Consider the following 23,867-nt stretch of genomic DNA (forward strand, 5'->3'; position numbering starts at 1 on the left):
ATGACCGGCTTCGACCTCAACTCCGCCAGCCTCGCCGAACTCGACCCGGACATCGCCGCGGCGATGAACGGAGAGTTGAGCCGCCAGCGCGACACGCTCGAGATGATCGCCTCGGAGAACTTCGTGCCGCGGGCGGTGCTGCAGGCCGCGGGGTCGGTGCTGACGAACAAATACGCCGAGGGCTACCCGGGGCGTCGGTACTACGGGGGCTGCGAGTACGTCGACGTCGTCGAGGACATCGCTCGTGACCGCGCGAAGGAGCTGTTCGGCGCCGAGTTCGCCAACGTGCAGCCGCACTCCGGTGCGCAGGCCAACGCCGCGGTGCTGATGGCGCTGCTGAATCCCGGTGACACCATGCTCGGTCTGGATCTGGCCCACGGCGGTCACCTGACCCACGGCATGCGGCTCAACTTCTCCGGCAAGCTCTACGAGGTCGAGTCGTACGGGGTCAGCAAGGAGGACTTCCGCATCGACATGGACGAGGTGCGCCGGGCCGCGCTCGCCGCCCGGCCCAAGGTCATCGTCGCCGGATGGTCCGCCTACCCGCGCACCCTCGACTTCGACGCGTTCCGGTCCATCGCCGACGAGGTCGGTGCCCTGCTGTGGACCGACATGGCCCATTTCGCGGGACTTGTCGCGGCGGGGCTGCACCCGTCACCGGTGCCCGCCTCGGATGTGGTGTCGTCCACGGTGCACAAGACGCTCGGCGGCCCGAGGTCGGGGCTGATCCTGGCCAAGAAGGACTGGGCCAAGAAGCTCAACTCCGCGGTGTTCCCCGGCCAGCAGGGCGGTCCGCTCATGCATGCCGTCGCCGCGAAGGCAGTCGCCTTCAAGATCGCGGCCACCGAGGAGTTCGCAGAGCGGCAACGCCGCACCATCGAGGGCGCGCAGATCCTGGCCGACCGGCTGGGCGGTGAGGACGTCGCCGGTGCCGGGGTGTCGGTGCTGACCGGTGGCACCGATGTGCATCTGGTGCTGGTGGACCTGCGCAACAGCCCCCTCGACGGACAGCAGGCCGAGGATCTGCTGCACGACGTGGGTATCACCGTCAACCGCAATGCGGTGCCGTTCGATCCCCGCCCCCCGATGGTCACCTCCGGCCTGCGTATCGGTACACCTGCGCTGGCCACCCGCGGTTTCGGACCGGAGCAGTTCACCGAGGTGGCCGACATCGTGGCGACCGCGTTGGTCGCGGGCCGAGACGCCGACGTGTCGGCGCTGCGAGGACGTGTGTCGGCCCTGGCTCTCGACTTCCCGCTCTATGAAGGACTCGAGGACTGGGGACTGCTCAGCACGCGTCAGCCCTGAGGGGTTTCCCATCCCGCGGGGGCGTTCTCTAGGATGTGCCGGTGACTTCTTCCGTCAACTCCGAGAGCACCGGTGACACGAGTACGGGTGACCTGAGCGAGGAGGACCTGCTCGCGGCCCTCGACAAGGCGCTGCCCGGCATCGCCGACCAGCACGAGGCGCAGGCGACGGCCTGGAACCCGCACGACTGGGTGCCGTGGGACGAGGGCCGCAACTTCGCCTTCCTCGGCGGTGAGGACTTCGTACCCGACGAGGGGACCGACGACGCCGAACTACGCGCCGCGCTGCTGGCCCTGCTGCTCACCAAGGACAACCTGCCGTCCTTCCACCGCGTCATCGCGCTCTACTTTCCCACGTGGAACGAGTGGAAGAGCCTGGTCGGGGTGTGGACGGCCGAGGACAACCGGCACTCCATCGCATTGCGTGACTACCTGGTGGTGCGTCGCATCATCGACCCGGAGGATGCCGAGCACCGACGTCTGGTGCATGTCACGGCCGGTTACCTGCAGGAGTCGAACGTCAAGAAGACGCTCGGCCCCGTGGACGTGCTGGCCCTGATGGCAGTACACGAACGTCAGTGTGTGCACTTCGTCGATGCGATGATCGGCCACGCGGACGGGCCGCTGACCGAGATCCTGCGCCGCGTCCGCGACGACGACGCGCTGCAGGCCACGACGTTCACCCGGTTCCTCGACGTGGCGTTGAACGTCGACCCGGACGGGACCGTGCGCGCGGTCGAAGGGGCGTTGGCGGCGGCCGAGCCGATCGGCGCCGACATCGTCGATTTCGACGCCGAACGTGCGCTGATCAGCGCCTACGGCGACGAGACGGTGCAGGCGCGGATCGCCGCGGACCTCGCCGCGGCGCTCGCGGTGGAGTCGCTGACCGGTCTCTCCGACCAGGGTGCGGCCGCACGGGATCGGCTGCTGGCACGGGCCGCCGCGTAACCCACTGTTCACCAACACACGGCGCGGCTGACAGGACGACACACCACCGCGGGCGTACGTTGGCGACTGACGGACCGCGGGGAAGTGGTTCGTCCGGGAGGTTCGAATTCGTGGTCTGTTGCAGCAGCGCGAGGGGACCGGCCCCGGTCCCGGTGACGTCGGTCCACACCGTCTGATCATCGAGCCGTCCGGTCGGAGCAACCTCAGTCCGTGCGGGTGCCGCACGGACCTAGGAGCGACGTGACCCATCGCACTTATGTCCTCGACACCTCCGTGTTGCTGTCCGATCCCTGGGCGGTCACCCGATTCGCCGAACACCACGTGGTCCTGCCGTTGGTGGTCATCGGTGAACTCGAGGGCAAGCGTCACCATCACGAGCTCGGCTGGTTCGCCAGGGAGTCGTTGCGAATGCTCGACGATCTGAGACTCGAGTACGGCCGGCTGGATCTGCCGGTTCCGATCGGCGAGTCGGGCGGCACCCTGCAGGTGGAGCTCAACCACACCGATCCCGCGGTCCTGCCGGCGGGCTTCCGTACCGACACCAATGACTCGCGAATTCTGGCCTGCGCGTTGAACCTTCGTGCCGAGGGCAAGGACGTCACGCTGGTGTCCAAGGACACCCCGCTGCGCGTGAAGGCGGGTGCGGTCGGTCTGGCCGCCGACGAGTATCACGCTCAGGACGTGGTCATCTCGGGGTGGAACGGCATGACCGAACTCGACGTGGACTCCGGCGTCATCGACACACTCTTCGCCGAGGGTGCCGTCGACCTCGATGCGGCGCGCGAGCTGCCGTGCCACACCGGCGTGCGGCTGCTGTCGTCGACGTCGAGCGCGTTGGGTCGGGTGAACCCGGACAAGCGGGTGCAACTGGTTCGGGGCGATCGGGAGGCGTTCGGTCTGCACGGACGGTCGGCGGAGCAGCGCGTCGCGCTCGATCTGCTCCTGGACGAGACGGTGGGCATCGTCTCGCTGGGCGGCAAGGCGGGCACCGGGAAGTCGGCGTTGGCACTGTGCGCGGGCCTCGAGGCGGTGCTGGAGCGTCGTACCCACCGCAAGGTGGTGGTTTTCCGGCCGCTGTACGCGGTGGGTGGTCAGCAGTTGGGGTACCTGCCGGGGTCCGAGGCCGACAAGATGGGCCCGTGGGCCCAGGCGGTCTTCGACACCCTCGAGGGGTTGGCCTCCACCGAGGTCATCGAGGAGGTGCTCAGTCGCGGGATGTTGGAAGTGCTGCCGTTGACGCACATCCGCGGTCGGTCGCTGCACGACTCGTTCGTGATCGTCGACGAGGCGCAGTCGTTGGAGCGCAACGTCCTGCTCACCGTGCTGTCGCGGCTCGGCTCCGGGTCGCGGGTGGTACTCACCCACGACGTCGCCCAGCGCGACAACCTGCGTGTCGGCCGACACGACGGCGTCGCCGCGGTGATCGAGAAACTCAAGGGACATCCGCTGTTCGCGCACATCACCCTGACCCGCAGCGAGCGGTCGCCGATCGCCGCCCTGGTCACCGAGATGCTGGAGGAGTTCGCGCCGGGAGCGTAGCGACCGGCCGACAGATGACTCGAGCGCGCCGGGAGCGTAGCGACCGGCCGGCAGATGGCTCGAGCGCGCCGGGTGCGTAGCGACCGGCCGGCAGCGACACCAGACTGTTCCCGCGGTACCGATCGGTGCCGCGGGAACAGTGTTCTGTCGTCTGGGCGAGTGATCGAAGTGTGATGCGGGTGTGATCACCCGGACGTGTGGGTACAGCAGAATGTTGTGGTGCGCATGTTGCTGTTGTGGTCTATGAGGTTTTTCGTGCTGCTCGGGATGGCGGTGTCGTTCGTCGCGTTTCCCGCGATGGCGAACGCCGATCCGGCGTCCACTCAGCTCATCGTCGTCAGTGCCGCCAAGCAGAGCGATCAGACCGCCACGTTGACCGCCTACCAGCGACAGGGCACCACGTGGCGGCCGATCATCGGTCCTGCGCTCGCTCATCTCGGGACGCTGGGCATGGGCGTCCCCGCCGACAACGTCTCCCGCACGCCGATGGGGACGTTCCGGCTCGACCAGGCGTTCGGCAGGCAGGCCAACCCGGGGACCGCGATGCCGTACTTCCGGTCCACCCAGCAGGACTGGTGGGACGAGAACCCGTCCTCGCCGACCTACAACACCCACGTACGGTCGTCGACCAGCCCGGGCGGCGACAGCGAGAACCTCTACGACTCCGGTCCCGTCTACGACTACGCGGTGAACATCGCACACAATCCGACCAGGACACCGGGTCGCGCGTCGGGCATGTTCCTGCACGTGACCGACGGCCAACCGACGCAGGGCTGTGTGGCGACGGACCGCAACACCATGATCGCGCTGTTGCGCTGGCTGGACCCGAAGCAGACACCGACGATCTCGATCGGGGTGAACGTCCCCGCCCCGACGTCCGGGTCGGCCCCGGTGGTGCCCGCCGGTGATCTACCCGGCCGGGATCTGCTCCCGAGTTGGCTGCTGGATCTCATCGCGACCGTGCAGCGGATGCTGCCGGTGTGAGCGGTCACCCCCGTCCGGAGATGCGGTCCGCGATGCGGGCGACGACGTCGGTGCGTGACGACGATCCTCGCAGTTCTCGCCGGTCGGCGGTGCGATAGGCGGCATACATCCCCGCGACCCCGAGGTACCGAAGCGGTTCGGGCTCCCAACGTCGCGGCCGATGACCCACCCAGGGTAGGGAGGTGAGCTCGGTCTCGTGGCCGAGTACCAGGTCGTGCAGGGTCCGGGCGGCCACGTTGGTCGTGGTGAGCCCCGACCCGACGTATCCGGCGGCCGAGCCCATTCCGGTGCGCGGGTCGTAACGGATGCTCGCCGACCAGTCGCGGTGCACGCCGAGGACACCGCACCAGGTGTGGGCTATCGGGACGTCGGCCGCGGCCGGAAAGAGCTCGCGCAGCGCGGTGGTCAGCGCGGTTGCCGTCGGCGGCTGGGTGACACCGTCGTGATCGATCGCGGAGCCGAACCGGTAGGGGATCCCCCGGCCGCCGAGTGCGATGCGTCCATCGGCGGTGCGTTGGGAGTAGGTGTAGGCGTGCGCCATCTCGCCCAGCAACTCACAGTCGCGCCAACCGATCTCGTCCCACACCCGATCGGGGAGAGGCTCGGTGACCACCATGGCCGAGTTCAGCGGCAACAACGATCGGTGCCTCCGGGGCAGCGTGGCGGTGAAACCCTCGACACAGACCAGCACGATCGGCGCCCGCACGGTGCCACGGTCGGTGACCACCCGGCCCGCGTCGACGTCGGCCACCCGCGTTTGTTCGTAGATCTCCACCCCGGACCGTTCCACCGCGTCGGCCACCCCGCGCGACAGCTTGGCGGGCTGCACCCGCGCGCAGTGCGGCGACCAGGCTCCCGCCTGCGCAGCCGACACCCGAAGGCGGGTGTCGAGGTCGGACCGGGAGAGCAGCTGCCAGTCGGTGTCACCCATCTCGGCCTCGTGGTCGAGATGGGCGGCGAGCCGGGATCGTTGGGCGGCACATCGGGCCAGGAACAGCACACCCGAGTGTTCTGCGTCGCAGTCGATGTCCTCGTCGTGGATGCGGGCGAGCACCTCCCGCACACCGGCCTGCATGGTCGCGGTGAGCTGCCGGTTGGCCGCGGCACCGTCCTGACCCCGGCTCCGCGCGATCCGGGCGTACCGGGACCGGTTGCCCGCGACCTCCGCCGACAACCACCCGCCGTTGCGTCCGGATGCGCCGAAACCACAGAACCGCTGTTCGAATACGGCGATGCGCGCGTCGGGTGACGACCGGCGCAGGTAGTACGCCGTCCACAGTCCGGTGAGTCCACCACCCACGATGGCGATGTCGGCGTCCAGGTCGCCGGGCAGCGGCGGTCGCGGCCGCACCGCACCGAGGTCAGCCCACCAGAACGACACGTCACCGTTGCGCATGTCTCGACGGTAATGCCGGATGCGCCGGCGTCGCACCGAGTGATCTTGACCACTAGCGCGCCGCACGAAACCTGTCGGACGCGGGCTGAGCTGCCCGGTCACGACGGGGGGCCGGACCGGTCGGCATCGGAGACCGGTGATGTCCGGCGTGGTTGCGGATGCCGGAACCGCCGCCGGATGTCAAGATCGTCCCATGTCACGAACCCGGCTGATCGCCGTGCTGTTCACCGCAGTCGCGTCCGCGCTCTGCTTCGCGACCCCGGCCGGCGCCGCACCCGCCGCCCCGGCCGCGGGGTACGGCTTCACCGAAGGCTCCGGGATGCTGGACCTCAGCCCCGGCGCCCTGAACCGAGAGCTCGACGCCGTGTCCCGGACCACCGCGACCCGCCTCCGGGTGCTGGTGGACTGGAGCCAGGTGGAACCCACCCGCGGGACGTTCAACTGGTCCGCACCCGACAGGGTGATCAACGCCGCCCGCGCCCACGGGCTCACGGTGCTGGCGGACATCGCCTTCACACCCACCTGGGCGGGTGGCGGAATAGGCCCCGGAAAGACGGCCCCGCCGACGCGAGCAGGCGATTTCGGTGCCTTCGCGGCAACCGTCGCGCAGCGGTACCAGTCCCGGGTGAACGAGTACGAGATCTGGAACGAGCCGAACCTGGCATTCTTCTTCGGTGGTGTGGCGAACAAGCCACAACGGTTCGCCGCGCTGTTGAGAGCCGCCTACCCGGCCATCAAACGCGTGCAACCGAACTCGACGATCGTCAGCGGAGGACTGAGTCGATCGGTCGGGGTGGACTCGCCTCCGTCGTTCCTCGCCGCTGTGTACGCCGCAGGCGGCGGAGGTTCCTTCGACGCGGTCGGGATGCACCCGTACGTGTTTCCGGGCGGCCTGCGCAGCAACCCGGAAAACGCATGGTCCGACGTACGCCGCGTGCACGACCTGATGGCCGCGCACGGTGACGGTGGCAAGAAGATATGGCTCACCGAGTTCGGTGCGCCGACCAACAACCCGCTGCTCGGTGGGGTGTCCCCGCAACAGCAGGCCACCCAGATCGTCGACGTGTTGGCCGCGGCCGCCCGCACCCCCTACGTGGGGCCCGCATACGTCTACAGCATCCGCGACCTGGCCAACGACCCGACGGCACAGGTGAACCGCGAGTTGCAGTTCGGCGCGTTGTTGACCTTCGACTTCAGGCCGAAGCCCGGCGCGGGGTTGCTCGCCCGCTGACCGTCAGGTCGCCGGACGAGTGGACCACCACAGACCGGGGGACGACACGGACCCGATACGCGCAAGGCCCCGCCGACGGCGGGGCCTTGCGCGTGATCGACGCCGTCTCAGCGCTCGCGGTCGAGATTGGCCATCTTGAGCACATCGAGCCGACGGTCGAGTTCGTCCTCGGTCAACGAGCCCGAGATCAACCCCCGATCGACGACCGTCTGCCGGATGGTGGTGCCGTTCTTCAGCGCCTGCTTGGCCACCGCGGCGGCCTCCTCATAGCCGATCGCGCTGTTGAGCGGCGTGACGATGGACGGCGAGCTCTCCGCCAGCGTACGCAACCGTTCCTCGTTGGCCACCAGACCGGAGATGCACCGGTCGGCGAACAGTCGGGACACGTTGGCGAGCAAGGTCAACGACTCCAGCACATTGCGGGCCATCATCGGGATGTAGACATTGAGTTCGAAGGCGCCGTTACCGCCACCCCAGGTGACCGCGGCGTCGTTGCCGATGACCTGCGCCGCCACCTGGGTGACGGCCTCGGGGAGCACCGGGTTGACCTTGCCGGGCATGATCGACGACCCCGGCTGCAGGTCGGGGAGCTGGATCTCGCCGAGCCCGGTCAACGGACCGGACCCCATCCAGCGGACGTCGTTGGCGATCTTGGTCAGCGACACCGCGACCACCTTGAGTGCGCCGGACAGCTCGACGAGCCCGTCGCGCGCGGCCTGGGCCTCGAAGTTGTCGGCGGCCAAGCTGAGTGCGTCGACATTGGTCAGTCGGCGGAGTTCGGCGACGACCTTGGTGCCGAAACCGGAGGGAGCGTTGAGTCCGGTGCCCACGGCGGTGCCGCCGATCGGCAGCTCACCGACCCGCGGCAGGGTCGCGGTCAGTCGCTCGACCCCGGCCTCGATCTGCCTGGTGTATCCGGCGAACTCCTGTCCCAACGTGACCGGCACCGCGTCCATCAGGTGCGTGCGGCCGGACTTGACCACCTCGCGCCACTGATTCGCCTTGTCCAGCAACGCGAGCCGCAGGTGATCCAGAGCCGGGATGAGGCTGGTGACCGTGGCCTCGGTGGCGGCCACGTGGGTGGCCGTGGGGAAGGTGTCGTTCGACGACTGCGACATGTTCACGTCGTCGTTGGGATGTACGTCCACCCCGGCGGCCTTCGCAATGGATGCGATGACCTCGTTGGCGTTCATGTTGGAGCTGGTGCCGGAACCGGTCTGGAACACGTCGATCGGGAACTGGTCGTCGTGTCCGCCGTCGGCGATCTCGGTGGCCGCCGCGATGATCGCGTCGGCCTTGGTCGCGTCGAGCAGGCCGAGGTCCTTGTTGACCTGCGCGCAGGCCGCCTTCAGCAGACCCATGGCGCGAATCTGGGTGCGCTCCAGGGGCCGGTGCGAGATGGGGAAGTTCTCCACCGCACGCTGGGTCTGTGCCCGCCAGAGGGCGTCGCGGGGCACCCGCACCTCACCCATGGTGTCGTGCTCGATGCGGTAGTCCTGCTCGTCGATGCCGGTGGCTTCGTTGCTCATGTGCGTACCCTAACTTTTCGTCCGGATCGCCGAGTTCTCAGCTACCGAAATCGACGGAGGCGAACTCCCGCAGTTTTGCCAGTTGGTGTCGACCCTCGATGTGGCGGATGGTTCCGGACTTGGAGCGCATGACCAGCGACCGGGTGGTCGCGCCGTTACGGCGATAGGTGACCCCACGCAGCATGTCGCCGTTGGTGACACCGGTCGCGCAGAAGAACATGTTCTCGCCACTGACCAGGTCGTCGGTGCTCAGCACCCGCGACAGGTCGTGACCGGCGTCGAGTGCCTTCTGCTTCTCGGCCTCGTCCTTGGGCCACAGCTTGCCCTGGATCTCACCGCCCATGCACTTCATGGCCACCGCGGTGATGATGCCTTCCGGGGTGCCGCCGATACCCATGAGCATGTCCACCGAGCTGTACTCACCGGCCGCGGCGATCGCACCGGCCACGTCACCGTCGGAGATCAGTCGGATCTTGGCACCCGCGGCCCGGATCTGGGCGATCAGGTCGGCGTGCCGGGGACGGTCGAGGACGACCACCGTCATGTCACCGACGTCGATGCTCTTGGCCGCGGCCACCGATTGCACGTTCCATTCCACCGACTTGTCGATGTCGATGGCGCCCGCGGCCTCGGGACCCACGGCGATCTTCTCCATGTAGAACACGGCCGACGGGTCGAACATGGTGCCGCGCTCGGACACCGCGATCACGGCGATGGAGTTGGGGCGACCCTCGGCCATCAGGGTGGTGCCGTCGATCGGGTCGACGGCGACGTCCACCGCGGGGCCCTGCCCGTTGCCCACTTCCTCACCGTTGTAGAGCATCGGCGCCTCGTCCTTCTCGCCTTCGCCGATGACCACCACACCCTGCATCGACACGGTGGAGAGCAGTTCCCGCATCGCGTCGACCGCGGCCTTGTCGCCGCCGTTCTTGTCACCGCGCCCGACCCACCGTCCGGCGGCCAGCGCTGCCGCCTCCGTCACACGTACCAGCTCCATGGCGAGGTTGCGGTCCGGAGCCTGTGGGGTACGTGTGCTGTCGGGCATCGAATCCTCCTGGTAAGGCGATGGTGTCGTTGCCATCTTCCCATGTCGGTTGCGTCCCTCCGGACTCGGACCACCCCGTTGGCGGCGCGATACGCTGGACGCCATGGCCGAGAAACCGCGGATCCTCAACAACAGCCGGGACATGATCTGGTCCCTGGTTCCGCTGTTGTTGATCTGCGGGGTGATCGCGGTGGTGTCGGGCAACTGTTCGGTGGGGCTCTCGGGTACGGCGCGCGACGACAAGACCCCCGCGTACGACGTGAACACCGGTCTGCGTGCGGATGCCCGGACGATGCCGTTTCCGCTGCGTCTGCCCGTCACCCCGGAGGGATGGAAACCGAACTCGGGGAGCACCGATTCGGCGGGTACGGGTACCGCGAGCAACGTCGGGTACGTCACGGCCAGGGGAATCTATCTGCAGCTCACCCAATCCGATGCCGACGAGGGTGATCTGGTCACCAAACTCGGTGGCACCGGGATGACCGGTGCGGGCACCGTGGACGCCGCCGGTCGACAATGGGTCCGCTACAACGAGTCCGAGGGCGACTCCGCCGCGGCGGGCACCGAGAAGGTGTGGATCACGGACCTCGGCGATGTCCGGATCGGTCTGTCGGGCAAGGCGGATGACGACGACTTCACCACCCTGGCGACTGCGGTGCTGGCCGCACAACCGCTCTCGCGCACCTGACGCGCCGGTCGCGTCCGATCAGGCGTCGGGGTCGATGTCGTCGTCGGAGATGTCACCGTCGGCGGAGTCCGCGTTCAGGGTCGCCTCGATACGCGCCCGCGCCCCCTCGAGATGCTCTTCGCACCGTCGGGCCAGCGCCTCGCCCCGCTCCCACAGGTTCAGCGACGAGTCCAGGTCGAGCCCGCCCAGCTCCAACAGACGCACCACCTCGACCAGCTCGTCCCGGGCCTGCTCGTAGCCCAATTCGGCGACCGGTGTCGGTTCGTCGGTGGTGTCCGCGCTCACGTCTGCCCTCTCATTTCTTTCTCACTCCCATCACGGCCGCGTCCACCGCTCCGTCGGCGACCCGTACCCGCAGCTGCGAACCGATCGGCATGTCCGCGACCGAGTCCACGACGTGCGCCTCGGCGCCGGCCACCCGCTGGACGACCGCGTAACCCCTGGCCAGGGTCTGTGCGGGTCCGAGGGTGGCCAGCCGCGCGGCGAGGTGTTCGATCTGGTTGTCGGCCACGTCGACCATCCGCACCGCGTCCCGACGGATGTCCCGCCGCATCCGCTCCACCGCATCGGCCCGATCGTCGAGCATCCGCATCGGGTCAGCCAACACGCGACGTGTGCGCATCGCGGTCAGAGCCGCGCCCTCCCTGGCCACCCAGTTGCGCAGTGCCTGCGCACTACGCGCCCGCAGGTCGTCGAGGAGGGCCAGTTCGGCGACGACGTCGGGCACCACCGCCTTGGCGGCCGCGGTCGGGGTGGGTGCCCGCAGGTCGGCGACGAGATCGAGCAGCGGACTGTCCGGTTCGTGGCCGATCGCGCTGATCACGGGGGTGGTGCAGGCGGCGACGGCCCGACACAGCGCCTCGTCGGAGAAGGGGAGCAGATCCTCCACGCTGCCGCCACCGCGGGCGATGATGATGACATCCACGGCCCGGTCGTGATCCAGTTCGGCCAGCTCCCGCAGGATCTGCGGTACCGCGGTGGGTCCCTGTACAGGGGTGTTGCGGATGTCGAAGCGCACCGCGGGCCACCGGGTGGTCGCCACCGACGTCACGTCGTGTTGGGCGGCGCTGGCCCGCGCGGTGATCAAGCCGACCCGTGCGGGTAGGAACGGCAGCGGCCGTTTCCGGCGCTCGTCGAACAGCCCCTCGGCGGCCAGGAGCCGCCGCAACCGCTCCAGACGGGCCAGCAGTTCCCCGATACCTACGGGTCGGATCTCGGTGACCGCCAACGACAGGGTGCCGCGGCCGGTGTAGAAATTGGGCCGGCCGCACATCACCACCCGGCTGCCCTCCGTCAGCGGGACCTCGCTGCGGTCGAGCACCTCCGGCCGGCAGGTCACCGAGAGCGACATGTCGACCGACGGGTCGCGCAGCACCACGAATGCGGTACGTGGGCGGCGGTTGATCTGGGTGATCTGCCCCTCCACCCACACCTGCCCCAGTCGGTGCAACCAGTCGGCGATCTTGGTGCTGACCGTGCGCACCGGCCATGGGTTCTCCGGACTGGACTTCTCCGGCGCGGACGCGGGACGTCGGTCACCCGGACGGTCGACGGGACCGTTCACCGGGCGCGGTTCGACAGAGGGTCCGTCACTTGTTCGCGGCGGCGGTGATCCGGTTGTCGAGCATCGTCTGGAACGGTGCCCTGCCGCGGTGGGAGCGCTCGTAGTCCGCCAGGTCCTGGAGGTCGTCGATGCCGACCGTGCGGATCTTCGCCCGTAGTTGCGCCAAGGTGAGGGTGTCGTACTCGAGGAATTCCACGATCTCCGGAGCCGGGCCACCGGGGGTCGAGGGGGCCGGGTCGGCTGTCGGGGTGGCACGTCCTGCGCCCACGAGTTCGTCGGGGGCGTTGCTGTAGAGCGCGAACCGGCCGGCGGACGCCGAACCCAACGACACCGGGGTGTCGTCGGCGGGTTGCTCCGCGGGCTCGTCCTGCGGTGTGGTCGCCTCGTCGTGGTTGGGCGAGCTGATGTAGTCGACCGGCTCCGCGTCCGGTGTGTCCCGGACCGGCGGGTGTGCGATCGCGATCTGCGGCGCGTCCTTCGCCTCGTCCTCGTCGAACGTTGCCCATTCGGGCTGTTCCTCGGATCGGTGGAAGATCAGCTCCAACGCACCGTCGCCCTTGATGGCGAGCTCGGCCATGCTCTGCTGCAGCCGCATGGCGGCCTGCAGGGCCTGACTCACCGCGGTCAGGGGGAGGGTCACCGCCGTGCTGGGCAGGCGGCGCGTCTCCTCTATGGCGGTGACGATGAGACCGGTCACAACCCGGGCGGCGAATGGGGGTCGGATCATGCCCTGAGCATGCCTCATCGCACCGACGTCCACCACCAATGGGGCCCGGCGGCAGATGCCGATGCCCCGTCGGGGTCGGAATCGGGCACCGTCGCCCGTACCCTGAGGTGTATGTCTGCCAAACGTGTGCTGCTGGCCGAACCCCGTGGATACTGCGCCGGGGTGGACCGGGCGGTGGAGACGGTCGAACGTGCCCTGGAGACGCAGGGTGCGCCGGTGTACGTGCGCAAGGAGATCGTGCACAACCGGCATGTGGTGCAGACGCTGAGCGAGCGCGGCGCGGTCTTCGTCGACGAGACCGACGAGGTCCCCGAGGGTGAGCTGGTGGTGTTCTCCGCTCACGGCGTGTCACCCGCGGTGCACGCAGGCGCTGCCGAACGACACCTGCGCACCATTGACGCGACGTGTCCGCTGGTCAGCAAGGTGCACCAGGAGGCGAAGCGGTTCGCACGGTCGGATTACGACATCCTGCTCATCGGACACGAGGGCCACGAGGAGGTCGAGGGGACCGCGGGTGAGGCACCCGATCGGATCCAACTCGTCGATGGTCCCGATGCTGTGGACGACGTGCAGGTTCGCGACGAGTCCAAGGTGATCTGGTTGTCGCAGACCACCTTGTCCGTGGACGAGACCATGGCCACCGTCCGCAGGCTGCGTGAGCGCTTTCCGCAGCTGGCGGATCCGCCGAGTGACGACATCTGCTACGCCACCCAGAACCGACAGGTCGCGGTGAAGGCAATGGCACCGCACTGCGACCTGGTGATCGTGGTGGGCTCGCAGAACTCCTCGAATTCGGTCCGGTTGGTCGAGGTGGCGCTGCAGGCCGGCGCCACCGCGTCGCACCTGGTCGACTACGCCCGCGACATCGACCCCGCGTGGCTCGACGGGGTGACCACCGTGGGCGTCACCTCGGGGGCGTCGGTGCCGGAGGTGCTGGTCCGCGGCGTGCTCGACAGGCTCGCGGAACACGAGTTCGAGACCGTCGAGGCGGTCACCACCGCCAACGAGACGATCACCTTCGCGCTGCCCCGTGAGCTTCGGCCCGCGAACACCGCGAGCTGAGGCGTGCGGGCGGCGGTGTCGTCCGATCGAGTGAATGTGGCGGACGAGCCGCTCGCGTCCGTCCCTCGCCGCCCGACTGCCCTAGACTTCGATCCGACGTCCGATCGAGGGCGGTCTGGTTGGCCCGGCTGGGTCGTGAAGCGGGGTTGTCGTGCACATCGTTTGTCGGCCGTGTAGGTGATGGGTGACGGTTCGCCATGCGGTGAGGGCCATGGTCGTGACGCTGGCGGCTGCGGCCGTGTGCGTGGTGGCGAACGCGGTCGTGTACGCGGCACCCGCGCCCGGTGGCGACGACGTCACGTGCCGGCCGGACGCGGCACATCCGCGGCCGGTGGTACTGGTACACGGTGACGGAGCCGGAGTGCAGGCGACGTGGCCCCTACTGCGGGACTCGCTGCGTCGGGACGGTTTCTGTGTGTTCGCCCCCGAATACGGTCGCCACACCGCGGCCGAGACGACGAACCTCCTGGACTTCGCGGGCGGTTCGGACATCCGCACCTCCGCGATCGATGTGGGCACATACCTGCACCGCGTGCGATCGTCGACCGGCGCGCGTCAGATCGATGTGGTCGCCCATTCGATGGGTGCCCTGACGGTTCGGCAGTTCCTACGATTCGACGGCGGTTGGATCGGGGGTGACCCGCCGACGTCGGTGGTGCGCACCCTCGTGAGCGTCGCGGGCCCCAACCACGGCACGACCTTCAACGGCAACCAGGGTCTGCGCGATCGTGCCTCCCGGCTAGGGCTTCCCGCCGACGACGCCATCGCGCTCGGGGTGGGTCCGTCCTACACACAACAGATGGTCGGCTCGTCGCTGCTGACCGAACTCAACGCCGGGGGCGACACCCTGCCGGGAATCCGCTACGTCGCGTTGGCCACTCACGACGACGCGGTGGTCACCCCGCCGGCGTCCGGTTTCCTGGCGGCGGTGCGCGGTGCAGCGGTGCAGAACGTCTGGGTCCAGGACGGCTGTCCGGGCCGGGTCGTGTCGCACAGCCAGATGACCACCGATTCCCGGTCTCGATGGATGATTCGGCAGGCTCTCGACACCGGCGCCGTGAGCATCAGCGCAGGGCCGTGTGCCGCGGACGCGACAGCAACTCCGACGAGAGCAGGACGATGACGCGCATGAACTGGCACGTCCGGGTCCGCACCCTGATCGTGGCCGCGTCCGCGATCGTCGCCATGTCGGTCACGACGGGGCCCGCGAGCGCCGGGCCCGGTGCCGACGCGCCCTCCTCGGACGGGTCCCACCTGGTCAGCCTCACCCGCGGTGAGGGCAGACAGGCGGATGCCATCGTCTACTCGGCAGCCATGGACCGGAACATCGCGCTGAAGTTGCTGATCGCGCCCGGGTCGGCGCCGCGACCCACCATGTACATCCTCGACGGCGTCGGGGGCGGCAAGGGCAACAACCTGATGATGACGTGGGGGCGGGCGCAGCCGTTCCTGTCCGACAAAGACGTCAACGTGGTCGCCACGGTGGGCGGCGACTCGAGTTACTTCACCGACTGGAAGCGCGACGATCCACGACTCGGTCGACAGAAATGGGCCACGTTCCTCACCGAGGAACTGCCACCGATCGTCGACGCCACGCTCAACACGACGCGTCGCAACGCGTTGGTCGGCATATCGATGTCCGGTACGTCCTCCCTGGCGCTGGCCATCCGTAAACCCGGACTGTTCCAGGCTGTCTCATCGATGAGTGGGTGTGCGCAGACCAGTGATCCCCTGGGGCAGGCGTACGTCAACGTCACGGTGTCGGACTTCGGTGGCGATGTCGACAACATGTGGGGAGCGCCCGACGACCCGCTCTGGACCCGGAACGACCCCTACCTGCACGCCGACGCGCTGCGCGGCACCACTCTGTACATCTCCAATGGCAGCGGCCTGCCGGGAAGGTACGACAATTTGCAGGCACCCAACGTGCACGGCGAGGTCGGTCAGCTGATCGCGCAGCTCACCGTCGGCGGCGTGATCGAGGCCGCCACCAACCAGTGCAGTCACAACCTGCAGGCCCGACTGCACTCGCTCGGCATCCCCGCCACCTTCGATCTGCGACCGACCGGCACCCATTCCTGGGATTACTGGGCCGAGGACTTCCGGAAGTCGTACCCGGTTCTCCACGCGGCGATCACCGACTGAGCCGGTCCGGCCTGCGCCACACGATGAGGTACCGCCACATCGGCAGTTGTCGCCACCGAGCGGACGGGAGCTCGGCGTGTACCGCCTGTTCGACCTCGGCGTAGGTGTGGGGTGGCGGCCAGACCATGGGTGCGGTGTGCTCCCAGAAGCCGTGACGCCAGGACAGATAGCGGTGCTGTACCTGACCGCCGAGGTGGAGGAGGACGTCCCGTGGTCGGGAGGTGCGGGCGATGCCGACGATCGCGAGTACCCCGCCGGGTGCCACCAGATCGGCACACCGATGCAGTGCGCCCGTCAGATCGGGAAGGTGATGCAACGTCGCTACCGAGGCGACCACGTCGAACGACCGAGATGCGAGCGGATGGGTGAGCACATCACCCCGGATCCACTCGACCGCGTCCGATTCGAGTCGCGCGGACCGCAGCACAGCGGTGTCGATGTCGATGGCGGTGACCTGGGGGATCGTGCGCGAGAGGTCCGCGGCGAGCAGTCCGTTGCCGGTGCCCACGTCCAGCGCAGTCCGCGCTCCGGGCGGCACCGCGGTCTCGATGAGGCGGTGGTAGTGGATGTTGTGGTTCCAGCGTGTCGAGCCGTCGGGAGCCATCGGACCGCTCAGTACTCGTCGGGACGCAGCTTGCGCAACCTGCGGAACGGGATGCTCAGTGCGATCCCCGCGGCGGTGACCCCCAGGCAGGCGGCCACGGCGATCACCGCGCGATTTCGGGCCCGGTGGTCGGGTGCGGTCTTCGGGGCGGGCGCCGGGATGGCGTGTGCCTGTTGCGGATCCGGGATCGTGCCGGGCAGGGTGGCGGTGAGCGCCGCGACGGGGTCGATGACGCCGTGGCCGATCGCGTTGTCGCGGCCGGTACCGGGCGCGTGTGCGGTGCGGGTGATCCGGTCGATCACCTGCGCGGCGGTGAGCTGTGGGAACCGGGCGCGGATCAAGGCCGCGAGACCGGAGACGTACGGGGCGGCGAAGCTGGTGCCGTCGATACCGATCAGCCCCTTCTGACCCTCCTGTGCATCGACGAGTCGGTCGGAGCCGGCTGTGCTGTCGAGGCTGGTGATGTCGGTGCCCGGCGCGGCGACGCCCAGCCACGGACCGTGCAGGCTGAACGCCGCGGGTGCACCGGTCGCCGAGTCCACGGCCCCGACGGTGAGTACCTGCGGCGCGAACCAGGCCGGTGACGCGATGGTGACCGCGGTGTCCCACCCGTACAACTCCGGTGAGGCCGGCCCGGGGGACGGGTTCTGTGTCTCGCACGACGACCCCTGCGCGAGGTTTCCCGCGGCCACCACGACCACCACGTTGCGGGTGAACGCATAGCGGACCGCGGCGCCGAGGCGGTTGTCGCCCAGCGCACGGTCCGCGGGTCCGCAGGCCACCTCGGAGATGTTGATGACCGTCGCCCCGAGGTCCACCGCATGCACCACGGCGTTGGCCAGGGTCTGCACGGTGCCATAACCGGAGCCGACCTTCGGCGGTCCGTCGCGGTCGCTGCGCTGGTTCTTCGCCTGGTACGCATCACTGGACTGGCGGATCGCGATGATCGTGGAATCCGGCGCGACCCCGGCGAACCCGTCGTCGGGCGACGGCTTGGCGGCGATGAGCCCGGCCACCAACGTTCCGTGGGCGTCGCAGTCGGTGGTGCCGTTCTGGTCGGACACGTAATCGCCGCCGTTGACCACCCTGGCCAACCGCGGGTGCCGGGTGACCCCGGTGTCGATGACCGCCACGCGCTGACCCGCCCCGCGGCTGATACGCCACGCCGCGGGCAGGTCCATCATCCGCTGCGCAGCGGTCGGTTCCGCGTGGTTCACCCCCGGCATCTGCGTCGGCTTTGCGCACAGGGTGCGTTGCTCGGTGGGGTCCGCCGGTGCCACCGGGGCACCGCGGACCAGTGCACCGGGGTCGATCCGGGGCGGGGTGAGCGCCGCAGCGGGCGTCGCCGAGGCCATGGCCAACAGGGCGGACCCGAGCACCGCGATGCCGACGCGCGCACACCGCGCGCAGAGGTCAGAGGTTGCGGAGGACACCGTAGAGATCCATGATCCAGAACCCGAGCGGGACGATGACCGCGATGAGTGCGTACTCGGCGAGTTCAGCGGTCCGGCGCAACACCGGAGAGAATTCCTGATGCGGGGCGACAACCCCGACCAACAGGGCGATCACCGCCGTCGCGGCCAGCACGGCGAAGGCGGCCGGGGCCATGTACGACCGGGTCGCGGCGACCCCGACGAACATCGCCAGCACCGTGACCGCCCCGGCCCCGATCAAAGTGCAGGCCTGGGCCAGGTCGTCGTGGGATCGTCCGCGCAGACACAGGACGATTCCGATGATCAGCGCGAACAGTCCGGCCCGCCAGTCGAACCGCGCACCGGTCAGCACGCAGAGCAACGCACCACCCGACGATGCGACGGCGGCCCCGGCCAGGATGCCGGTGTGGTACTGCGTCGCGGCGTAGGCCCGACGCTCCAGGGCCGCCGCCGACGGCAGGGCCATCGCACCGATGGCGCCGATGCCCTCGATCGCCGGTCGGGGTTCGCGATCGACCGGGTCGATCGGCGCACCTGCCGACGGCACGGGCGGTAGCGGGAGTCGCGCCAACGCGATGGTGAGGCGCGGCGCCAGCGCGATGGTCAGGATGCCCGCGACGGCCAGGCCGGTCCCCACGTCGACCGTTCCCACCGACCAGATCGCCTGCACCAGCGCCGCGACGCCGAACAGCACCATGGTCGTGGCGACGGCCGCGTGTACCAGGGTGCCGGTGGTGGTGATCCGGTACGACAGGACGGCCACCAGCAGCGTGACCGCACATCCGGTGGCCAGATGCGGTGCGCCCAGCGGTCCCGGGGGGATGAGCATGCCGGTGGCGAAGGCCGGCGGCATCGCGCACAACGAGAGGATCGCGGCGGTGACGCGGTCGCGGTACCACCGACTCACGACGGTCGCGGCGGTGACGAAGCCGACGGTCAGTCCGGCCGCGGCGAAGACCGGCCAGACCGCCGAGCCCGGAACCCGACACAGCACCACACCGGCGAGTACGGCGGCGACGACCGCGAACACCAGTCCGACGACACGTGCACCCGCCGCCGTCCAACCGGGGAAGCGGCTGTCGGTGAGTCGGGCGACAGCGTCGATGACGTCGTCGAACAGCACCGGCGACTCCTGCGCGGAGACCGGACGGAGCACCAACAGGTCACCGTCGCGGACCCCGGCCTCGAGCAGTGAACGAGACGGGGCGATCGGCGAACCGCCGATCCGGGCGAGCGTCCAGCGGTCGCGGATCTCCTGCGGTCGGGCGTCCGGATCGGAGTGGTCCGGATCGCGGGACTCGATGAGTGCGACCAGGTCGGGGATCAGTGCGGCAACCGGCACCGACGCGGGCAACCCCACGTCGAGCTGGGTGTGGCCACCCAGGACGGACACCCTGGCCAGCTCCGGCTCCACACCGTCGCCACCGGGGACCTCGTTCAGCAGATCCACTGCGGTCATCGTCCGCCATCCTCGATTCCCTGGTCATTCGATCCCTCGACAACAGGTGCCGTCAAGCCCCGACCAGCCGCTAACATAACGAATCGTTGGCGGGCCTGCGAAGTCGCTGTAGATCGATCGCCTTCCCGGAGCGCAATGACACCGAACACCACTGGATCGAGGAACACCCCGCGTGAGCATCGGAACCACCGAGGGATTCGTCCGCCGTCCGCGGATCAGCCCGCCCCGCACCCCCGGCGGCGAACTGAATGTCCAACCGCCGCCGGAGGTGCCGCGGGTGGTACCCGGCAACATGTTGATGAAGCTGTTGCCGCTGGTCATGGTGGTCGCGGTGGTGGGGATGATCGCGTTGCTGTTCCTCAACGGCGGCCGCAACGTGTTGTCCAATCCGCTGTTCCTGATGTTCCCGTTGATGATGCTCATGTCGATGGTCGGCATGTTCGCGGGCGGTGGGCGTGGCGGAGGTAAGCGGGCAGCGGAACTCAACGAGGAACGAAAAGACTATTTCCGGTATCTCGGACAAATCCGTACCGAGGTCCACGACACCGCAACGGCACAACGCGACGCGCTCAGGTGGAGTCATCCCGAGCCGTCGACCCTGCTCGCGGTGATGGGGACCCGACGGATGTGGGAACGACGGCCCGCGGACAGCGATTTCGGACATGTCCGGGTCGGGGTCGGATCGCAGCGCCTCGCCACCCGGCTCACCCCGCCGGAGACCGGTCCCACCGAGGACATAGAGCCGGTGTCGGCGGTGGCGTTGCGCCGTTTCGTGCGTACCCATTCGGTGGTGCACGGACTGCCCACGGCGATCTCGTTGCGCGGCTTCCCCGCCATCAACGTCGAGGGTGCGCGTCAGGAGACCCGCGACCTCGCTCGGGCGATGGTGATGGAGCTGTGCGCATTCCATGGCCCGGACAACCTGCGGGTCGCCATCGTCACCGCCGATCCCGGTGGTGAGTACTGGGAGTGGGCCAAGTGGTTGCCCAGCGTCGCCCACCCCACGCTGCGCGACGGCATCGGGCCGGCTCGGATGCTGTATCGGTCGCTCGGCGAGCTCGAGGAGTCGCTGAGCTCGGAACTGCTGGACCGGGGACGGTTCTCCCGATCGGCGCCACCCACTCCGGGTCGTCCCCAACTGGTCATCGTCATCGACGACGGTCATGTGGCGGGAGACGAACGGGTCATCGCCGATGCTGGAATGGAAGCGGTTTCGGTGATCGACCTGTCCGCGCCACCCGACGGGCTGGCCGTGCGCCGCGGGTTGCAGCTGGTGGTCCGCGACGGCAAGGTCGGGGCCCGAAGCGCATTCGGGGTGGAGGAGTTCGCCGACATGGACCGGTTGTCGGTGTCCGAGGCCGAGACCATGGCCAGGGTGATGGCGCGGTACCGGCTGGCGACCGGTGCGCAGCTGGCGAATCTCGAGCAGGAGGTCAGCCCGTCCGACCCTGGTCTGATGAGTCTGCTGGGGGTCCGTGACGGTGGTGCGCTCGACCTCGCCACCCTGTGGCGCCCGCGGACACCGCGTGAGCGTCTGCGGGTGCCGATCGGCTATTCGTCCACCGGCGCACCGGTGGAGATCGACATCAAGGAAGCCGCCGAGGGCGGGATGGGTCCGCACGGTTTGTGTATCGGTGCGACGGGGTCCGGCAAGTCGGAGTTCCTGCGCACACTGGTGTCGGCGATGATCACCACCCATTCACCGGAGGCCCTGAACCTCGTCCTGGTGGACTTCAAGGGTGGGGCGACGTTTCTCGGGTTGGAGGCCGCGCCGCACGTGGCCGCGGTGATCACCAACCTCGAGGAAGAGTTGTCGATGGTGGACCGCATGAAAGACGCGTTGTCCGGTGAGATAAACCGTCGCCAGGAGATCCTCCGTGCGGCGGGCAATTTCGCGAACGTGGGTGATTACGAGCGGGCTCGGGCCGCGGGTGCGCCGTTGGATCCGCTGCCCGCGCTGTTCGTGGTGGTCGACGAGTTCTCCGAACTCCTCGCGCAGAAACCGGATTTCGCCGAGCTCTTCGTCGCCATCGGTCGGCTGGGGCGGTCGTTGCACATCCATCTGCTGTTGGCCTCGCAACGCCTCGAAGAGGGCAAACTGCGTGGCCTGGACTCCCACCTCTCGTACCGTATCGGTCTGAAGACATTCTCGGCCAACGAATCCCGTTCGGTGCTCGGTGTTCCCGACGCTTATCACCTGCCCAGTGTCCCGGGGTCGGCGTACCTCAAGTGTGATTCGGCGGACCCGGTGCGGTTCAACACCTGTTACGTCTCCGGGCCGTACGTGCCGCCGGTGGCGGCGAGCTCCGCGGCCACCAGCGAACTCGGACACACCGGGTTGAAGATGTTCACCGCCACCCCGGTCGCGGTGGATCCTCGTCCGGCGAGCCTGCCCGTCGCCCAACCCGAGGTCGACTCGCCCGAACCCGCTCCCAACGCGCCGACGCTGTTGGAGACGGTGGTACGTCAGGTGGTCGGTCAGGGCCCGCCCGCCCACGAGGTGTGGTTGCCGCCGTTGGACGTCTCGCCGACGGTGGACGAGTTGCTTCCGCGCCGCGACTGGCGGATACCCGGTCCGCCCGGAGACCTGCGCCTCCCGGTGGCCGTGGTGGACCGACCCTACGACCAGCGCCGCGATCTGCTGCTCCTCGACGTCGCGGGCGCGGCGGGCAACGTGGCGGTGGTCGGTGGACCGCAGTCCGGCAAGTCGACGACGCTGCGCACGCTGATCATGGCGGCCGCGGCGACCCACACCCCCGAACAGGTGCAGTTCTACTGCCTGGACTTCGGCGGCGGCAGTCTCGCGGGACTGTCCGGACTACCGCACGTCGGGTCGGTGGCCACCCGTGCGGACATGGACGCGGTGCGCCGTACGGTGGCCGAGATCTCCAGCATCGTGCGAGCCCGGGAGAAGCGGTTCGCCGCGTTACGAATCGAGTCCATGCGCGACTTCCGCACCCGGCGGGCGCAACTGGCCGCCGGTACGCTTCCCCCGGATCAGGCTGCTGCGTTGTCCGAAGACGTCTTCGGCGACGTGTTCCTGGTCATCGACGGGTACGGCGTGATGCGCAACGAATTCGACTTCCTCGACGAGCAGATCACCGCGATCGTCGCGCAGGGGCTCTCCTACGGCGTGCACGTGGTGGTCAGTGCGGTGCGCTGGCCGGAGATCCGGCCCGCGGTCAAGGACCTGATCGGTAGTCGGTTGGAATTGCGTCTCGGCGACCCGCTGGATTCGGAGATGAGCCGCAAGGCGGCGGCGCTGGTGCCGATGGGGCGGCCCGGTCGCGGGGTCACCGGCGACGGACTGCACCTGCTGGTCGCGCTGCCGCGGTTGGACTCGGTGCCGGCGTCGGACAGCCTGGCCGAGGGGGTGGTGTGGTCGGTGGACCAACTCGCCATCGCCTACCGCGGTCGGGGTGCGATGCGGGTCCGCAAACTCGACGGTGTGGTGCCTCGTGCCGACGTGATGGCCCAGGTCGCCGCGTCCGGGGTGGCCCTGCGACCGACCGAGGTGGTCATCGGTCTCGGTGAGCGCGAGCTGGCGCCGGTGATCCTGGACTTCGCATCCCAGCCCCACTTCATGGCGTTCGCCGACGTGGAGCACGGGAAGACATCGCTGTTGCGCACCATCATCGCCGGGCTGGTCGAGTCGGGTACCCCCGACCAGACCAAGGTGGTCCTGGTCGACTACCGCCGCACCCTGTTGGGGGTGATCGAGACCGACCACCTCGCGGGGTACGCCACGTCGGAGAAGACGCTGACCCCGATGATGAACGAATTGGCGCGGTACTTCGCGGCCCGGTTGCCACCCGAGGACGTCACCCAGCAACAACTGCGGGACCGCAACTGGTGGAACGGCCCTGAGGTCTACGTGGTGGTCGACGACTACGACATGGTCGCCACCTCCTCCGGCAATCCGCTCAACGCGTTGGTGGACCTGCTCCCGCAGGCCCGCGACATCGGTATGCACCTGATCCTGGTGCGTCGCGCGGGTGGGGCTGGCCGCGCGATGTTCGACTCGGTGATCGGCAGGCTCAAGGACCTGTCCAGCGATGCCCTGTTGATGAGCGGTGACCGTGACGAGGGCTTCCTGCTCGGACGGGTGCGGATGCAGCAACTGGTCCCCGGCCGCGGTGAACTGGTGTCACGCACCCATGGCCAGGAGATGATCCAGGTCTGCTACCTGCCGCCGACGATCTGACC

At 68.8% G+C, this 23,867-nt stretch carries 19 protein-coding genes; 10 read left to right on the plus strand and 9 right to left on the minus strand.

The features are described from left to right. From glyA to BW971_RS04315, 4 genes are all read left to right on the plus strand, one after another. Positions 1 to 1,308: a serine hydroxymethyltransferase gene (gene glyA / locus BW971_RS04300; protein WP_076476893.1), complete on the plus strand. Its 1,308-nt coding sequence runs from the start codon at positions 1 to 3 to the stop codon at positions 1,306 to 1,308. A gap of 41 nt (positions 1,309 to 1,349) precedes the next feature. Further along, a complete protein-coding gene (locus BW971_RS04305; RefSeq protein WP_234974227.1) occupies positions 1,350 to 2,255 on the plus strand; it encodes an acyl-ACP desaturase in 906 nt (301 codons plus the stop codon). A gap of 240 nt (positions 2,256 to 2,495) precedes the next feature. Next, positions 2,496 to 3,794 (plus strand): PhoH family protein, encoded by a 1,299-nt coding sequence (locus tag BW971_RS04310; RefSeq protein WP_076476894.1) that lies wholly within the window; start codon positions 2,496 to 2,498, stop codon positions 3,792 to 3,794. Positions 3,795 to 4,037: 243 nt separating this feature from the next. Then, positions 4,038 to 4,778 carry a L,D-transpeptidase family protein gene (locus tag BW971_RS04315; RefSeq protein ID WP_083709304.1) on the plus strand — a complete coding sequence of 247 codons (741 nt, stop codon included), beginning with the start codon at positions 4,038 to 4,040 and terminating at the stop codon, positions 4,776 to 4,778. 4 nt (positions 4,779 to 4,782) lie between these two features. Here BW971_RS04315 and BW971_RS04320 read toward each other — a convergent pair whose 3' ends face one another. Further along, positions 4,783 to 6,174 carry an NAD(P)/FAD-dependent oxidoreductase gene (locus BW971_RS04320; protein ID WP_076476896.1) on the minus strand — a complete coding sequence of 464 codons (1,392 nt, stop codon included), beginning with the start codon at positions 6,172 to 6,174 and terminating at the stop codon, positions 4,783 to 4,785. A 193-nt stretch (positions 6,175 to 6,367) separates the two neighbouring features. Here BW971_RS04320 and BW971_RS04325 point away from each other — a divergent pair, with 193 nt between their 5' ends. Next, positions 6,368 to 7,405 (plus strand): cellulase family glycosylhydrolase, encoded by a 1,038-nt coding sequence (locus BW971_RS04325; protein ID WP_076477397.1) that lies wholly within the window; start codon positions 6,368 to 6,370, stop codon positions 7,403 to 7,405. A gap of 107 nt (positions 7,406 to 7,512) precedes the next feature. On the opposite strand, the gene BW971_RS04330 is transcribed toward BW971_RS04325, so the two are convergent. After that, entirely contained in the window at positions 7,513 to 8,913 is a 1,401-nt protein-coding gene (locus BW971_RS04330) for a class II fumarate hydratase (RefSeq protein WP_076477398.1), read from the minus strand. A 58-nt stretch (positions 8,914 to 8,971) separates the two neighbouring features. Further along, positions 8,972 to 9,979: a class II fructose-bisphosphatase gene (glpX, locus tag BW971_RS04335; RefSeq protein ID WP_076476897.1), complete on the minus strand. Its 1,008-nt coding sequence runs from the start codon at positions 9,977 to 9,979 to the stop codon at positions 8,972 to 8,974. A gap of 103 nt (positions 9,980 to 10,082) precedes the next feature. Here glpX and BW971_RS04340 point away from each other — a divergent pair, with 103 nt between their 5' ends. Then, positions 10,083 to 10,667: a DUF4245 domain-containing protein gene (locus BW971_RS04340; protein WP_076476899.1), complete on the plus strand. Its 585-nt coding sequence runs from the start codon at positions 10,083 to 10,085 to the stop codon at positions 10,665 to 10,667. A gap of 18 nt (positions 10,668 to 10,685) precedes the next feature. On the opposite strand, the gene BW971_RS04345 is transcribed toward BW971_RS04340, so the two are convergent. The 3 genes from BW971_RS04345 to BW971_RS04355 form a co-directional block, all read right to left on the minus strand. Continuing rightward, complete coding sequence (locus BW971_RS04345) at positions 10,686 to 10,952, minus strand: exodeoxyribonuclease VII small subunit (RefSeq protein ID WP_076476901.1); 267 nt, start codon at positions 10,950 to 10,952, stop codon at positions 10,686 to 10,688. A gap of 10 nt (positions 10,953 to 10,962) precedes the next feature. Beyond that, a complete protein-coding gene (gene xseA / locus BW971_RS04350) occupies positions 10,963 to 12,150 on the minus strand; it encodes an exodeoxyribonuclease VII large subunit (protein ID WP_407701195.1) in 1,188 nt (395 codons plus the stop codon). Between the two features lie 106 nt (positions 12,151 to 12,256). Further along, positions 12,257 to 12,958 carry a lipid droplet-associated protein gene (locus tag BW971_RS04355; protein WP_076477400.1) on the minus strand — a complete coding sequence of 234 codons (702 nt, stop codon included), beginning with the start codon at positions 12,956 to 12,958 and terminating at the stop codon, positions 12,257 to 12,259. 111 nt (positions 12,959 to 13,069) lie between these two features. On the opposite strand from BW971_RS04355, the gene BW971_RS04360 reads away from it, so the two are divergent. The 3 genes from BW971_RS04360 (at position 13,070) to BW971_RS04370 (ending at position 16,165) form a co-directional block, all read left to right on the plus strand. After that, positions 13,070 to 14,020: a 4-hydroxy-3-methylbut-2-enyl diphosphate reductase gene (locus BW971_RS04360; protein WP_076476905.1), complete on the plus strand. Its 951-nt coding sequence runs from the start codon at positions 13,070 to 13,072 to the stop codon at positions 14,018 to 14,020. 211 nt (positions 14,021 to 14,231) lie between these two features. Beyond that, a complete protein-coding gene (locus tag BW971_RS04365; RefSeq protein ID WP_076476907.1) occupies positions 14,232 to 15,143 on the plus strand; it encodes an esterase/lipase family protein in 912 nt (303 codons plus the stop codon). A 5-nt stretch (positions 15,144 to 15,148) separates the two neighbouring features. Continuing rightward, the gene (locus BW971_RS04370) at positions 15,149 to 16,165 is read left to right on the plus strand and encodes an alpha/beta hydrolase (RefSeq protein ID WP_076476909.1); all 1,017 of its coding nucleotides are present in this window, start codon (positions 15,149 to 15,151) and stop codon (positions 16,163 to 16,165) included. Here BW971_RS04370 and BW971_RS04375 read toward each other — a convergent pair. The 3 genes from BW971_RS04375 to eccD are packed head-to-tail and all read right to left on the minus strand — an operon-like array spanning position 16,155 to position 19,661. Continuing rightward, positions 16,155 to 16,769, minus strand: a complete 615-nt coding sequence (locus tag BW971_RS04375; protein WP_076476911.1) for a class I SAM-dependent methyltransferase — start codon at positions 16,767 to 16,769, stop codon at positions 16,155 to 16,157. The genes BW971_RS04370 and BW971_RS04375 overlap by 11 nt on opposite strands. A gap of 8 nt (positions 16,770 to 16,777) precedes the next feature. Then, positions 16,778 to 18,124 (minus strand): type VII secretion-associated serine protease mycosin, encoded by a 1,347-nt coding sequence (mycP, locus tag BW971_RS04380; protein ID WP_083709306.1) that lies wholly within the window; start codon positions 18,122 to 18,124, stop codon positions 16,778 to 16,780. Between the two features lie 58 nt (positions 18,125 to 18,182). Then, on the minus strand, positions 18,183 to 19,661 hold the full coding sequence (eccD, locus tag BW971_RS04385; RefSeq protein WP_076476912.1) for a type VII secretion integral membrane protein EccD: 1,479 nt from the start codon (positions 19,659 to 19,661) through the stop codon (positions 18,183 to 18,185). 178 nt (positions 19,662 to 19,839) lie between these two features. On the opposite strand from eccD, the gene eccCa reads away from it, so the two are divergent. Next, on the plus strand, positions 19,840 to 23,865 hold the full coding sequence (gene eccCa / locus BW971_RS04390; protein WP_076477403.1) for a type VII secretion protein EccCa: 4,026 nt from the start codon (positions 19,840 to 19,842) through the stop codon (positions 23,863 to 23,865). The last annotated feature ends 2 nt before the right edge of the window (positions 23,866 to 23,867 follow it).

The organism is Williamsia sterculiae (assembly GCF_900156495.1).
GTDB lineage: Bacteria > Actinomycetota > Actinomycetes > Mycobacteriales > Mycobacteriaceae > Williamsia_B > Williamsia_B sterculiae.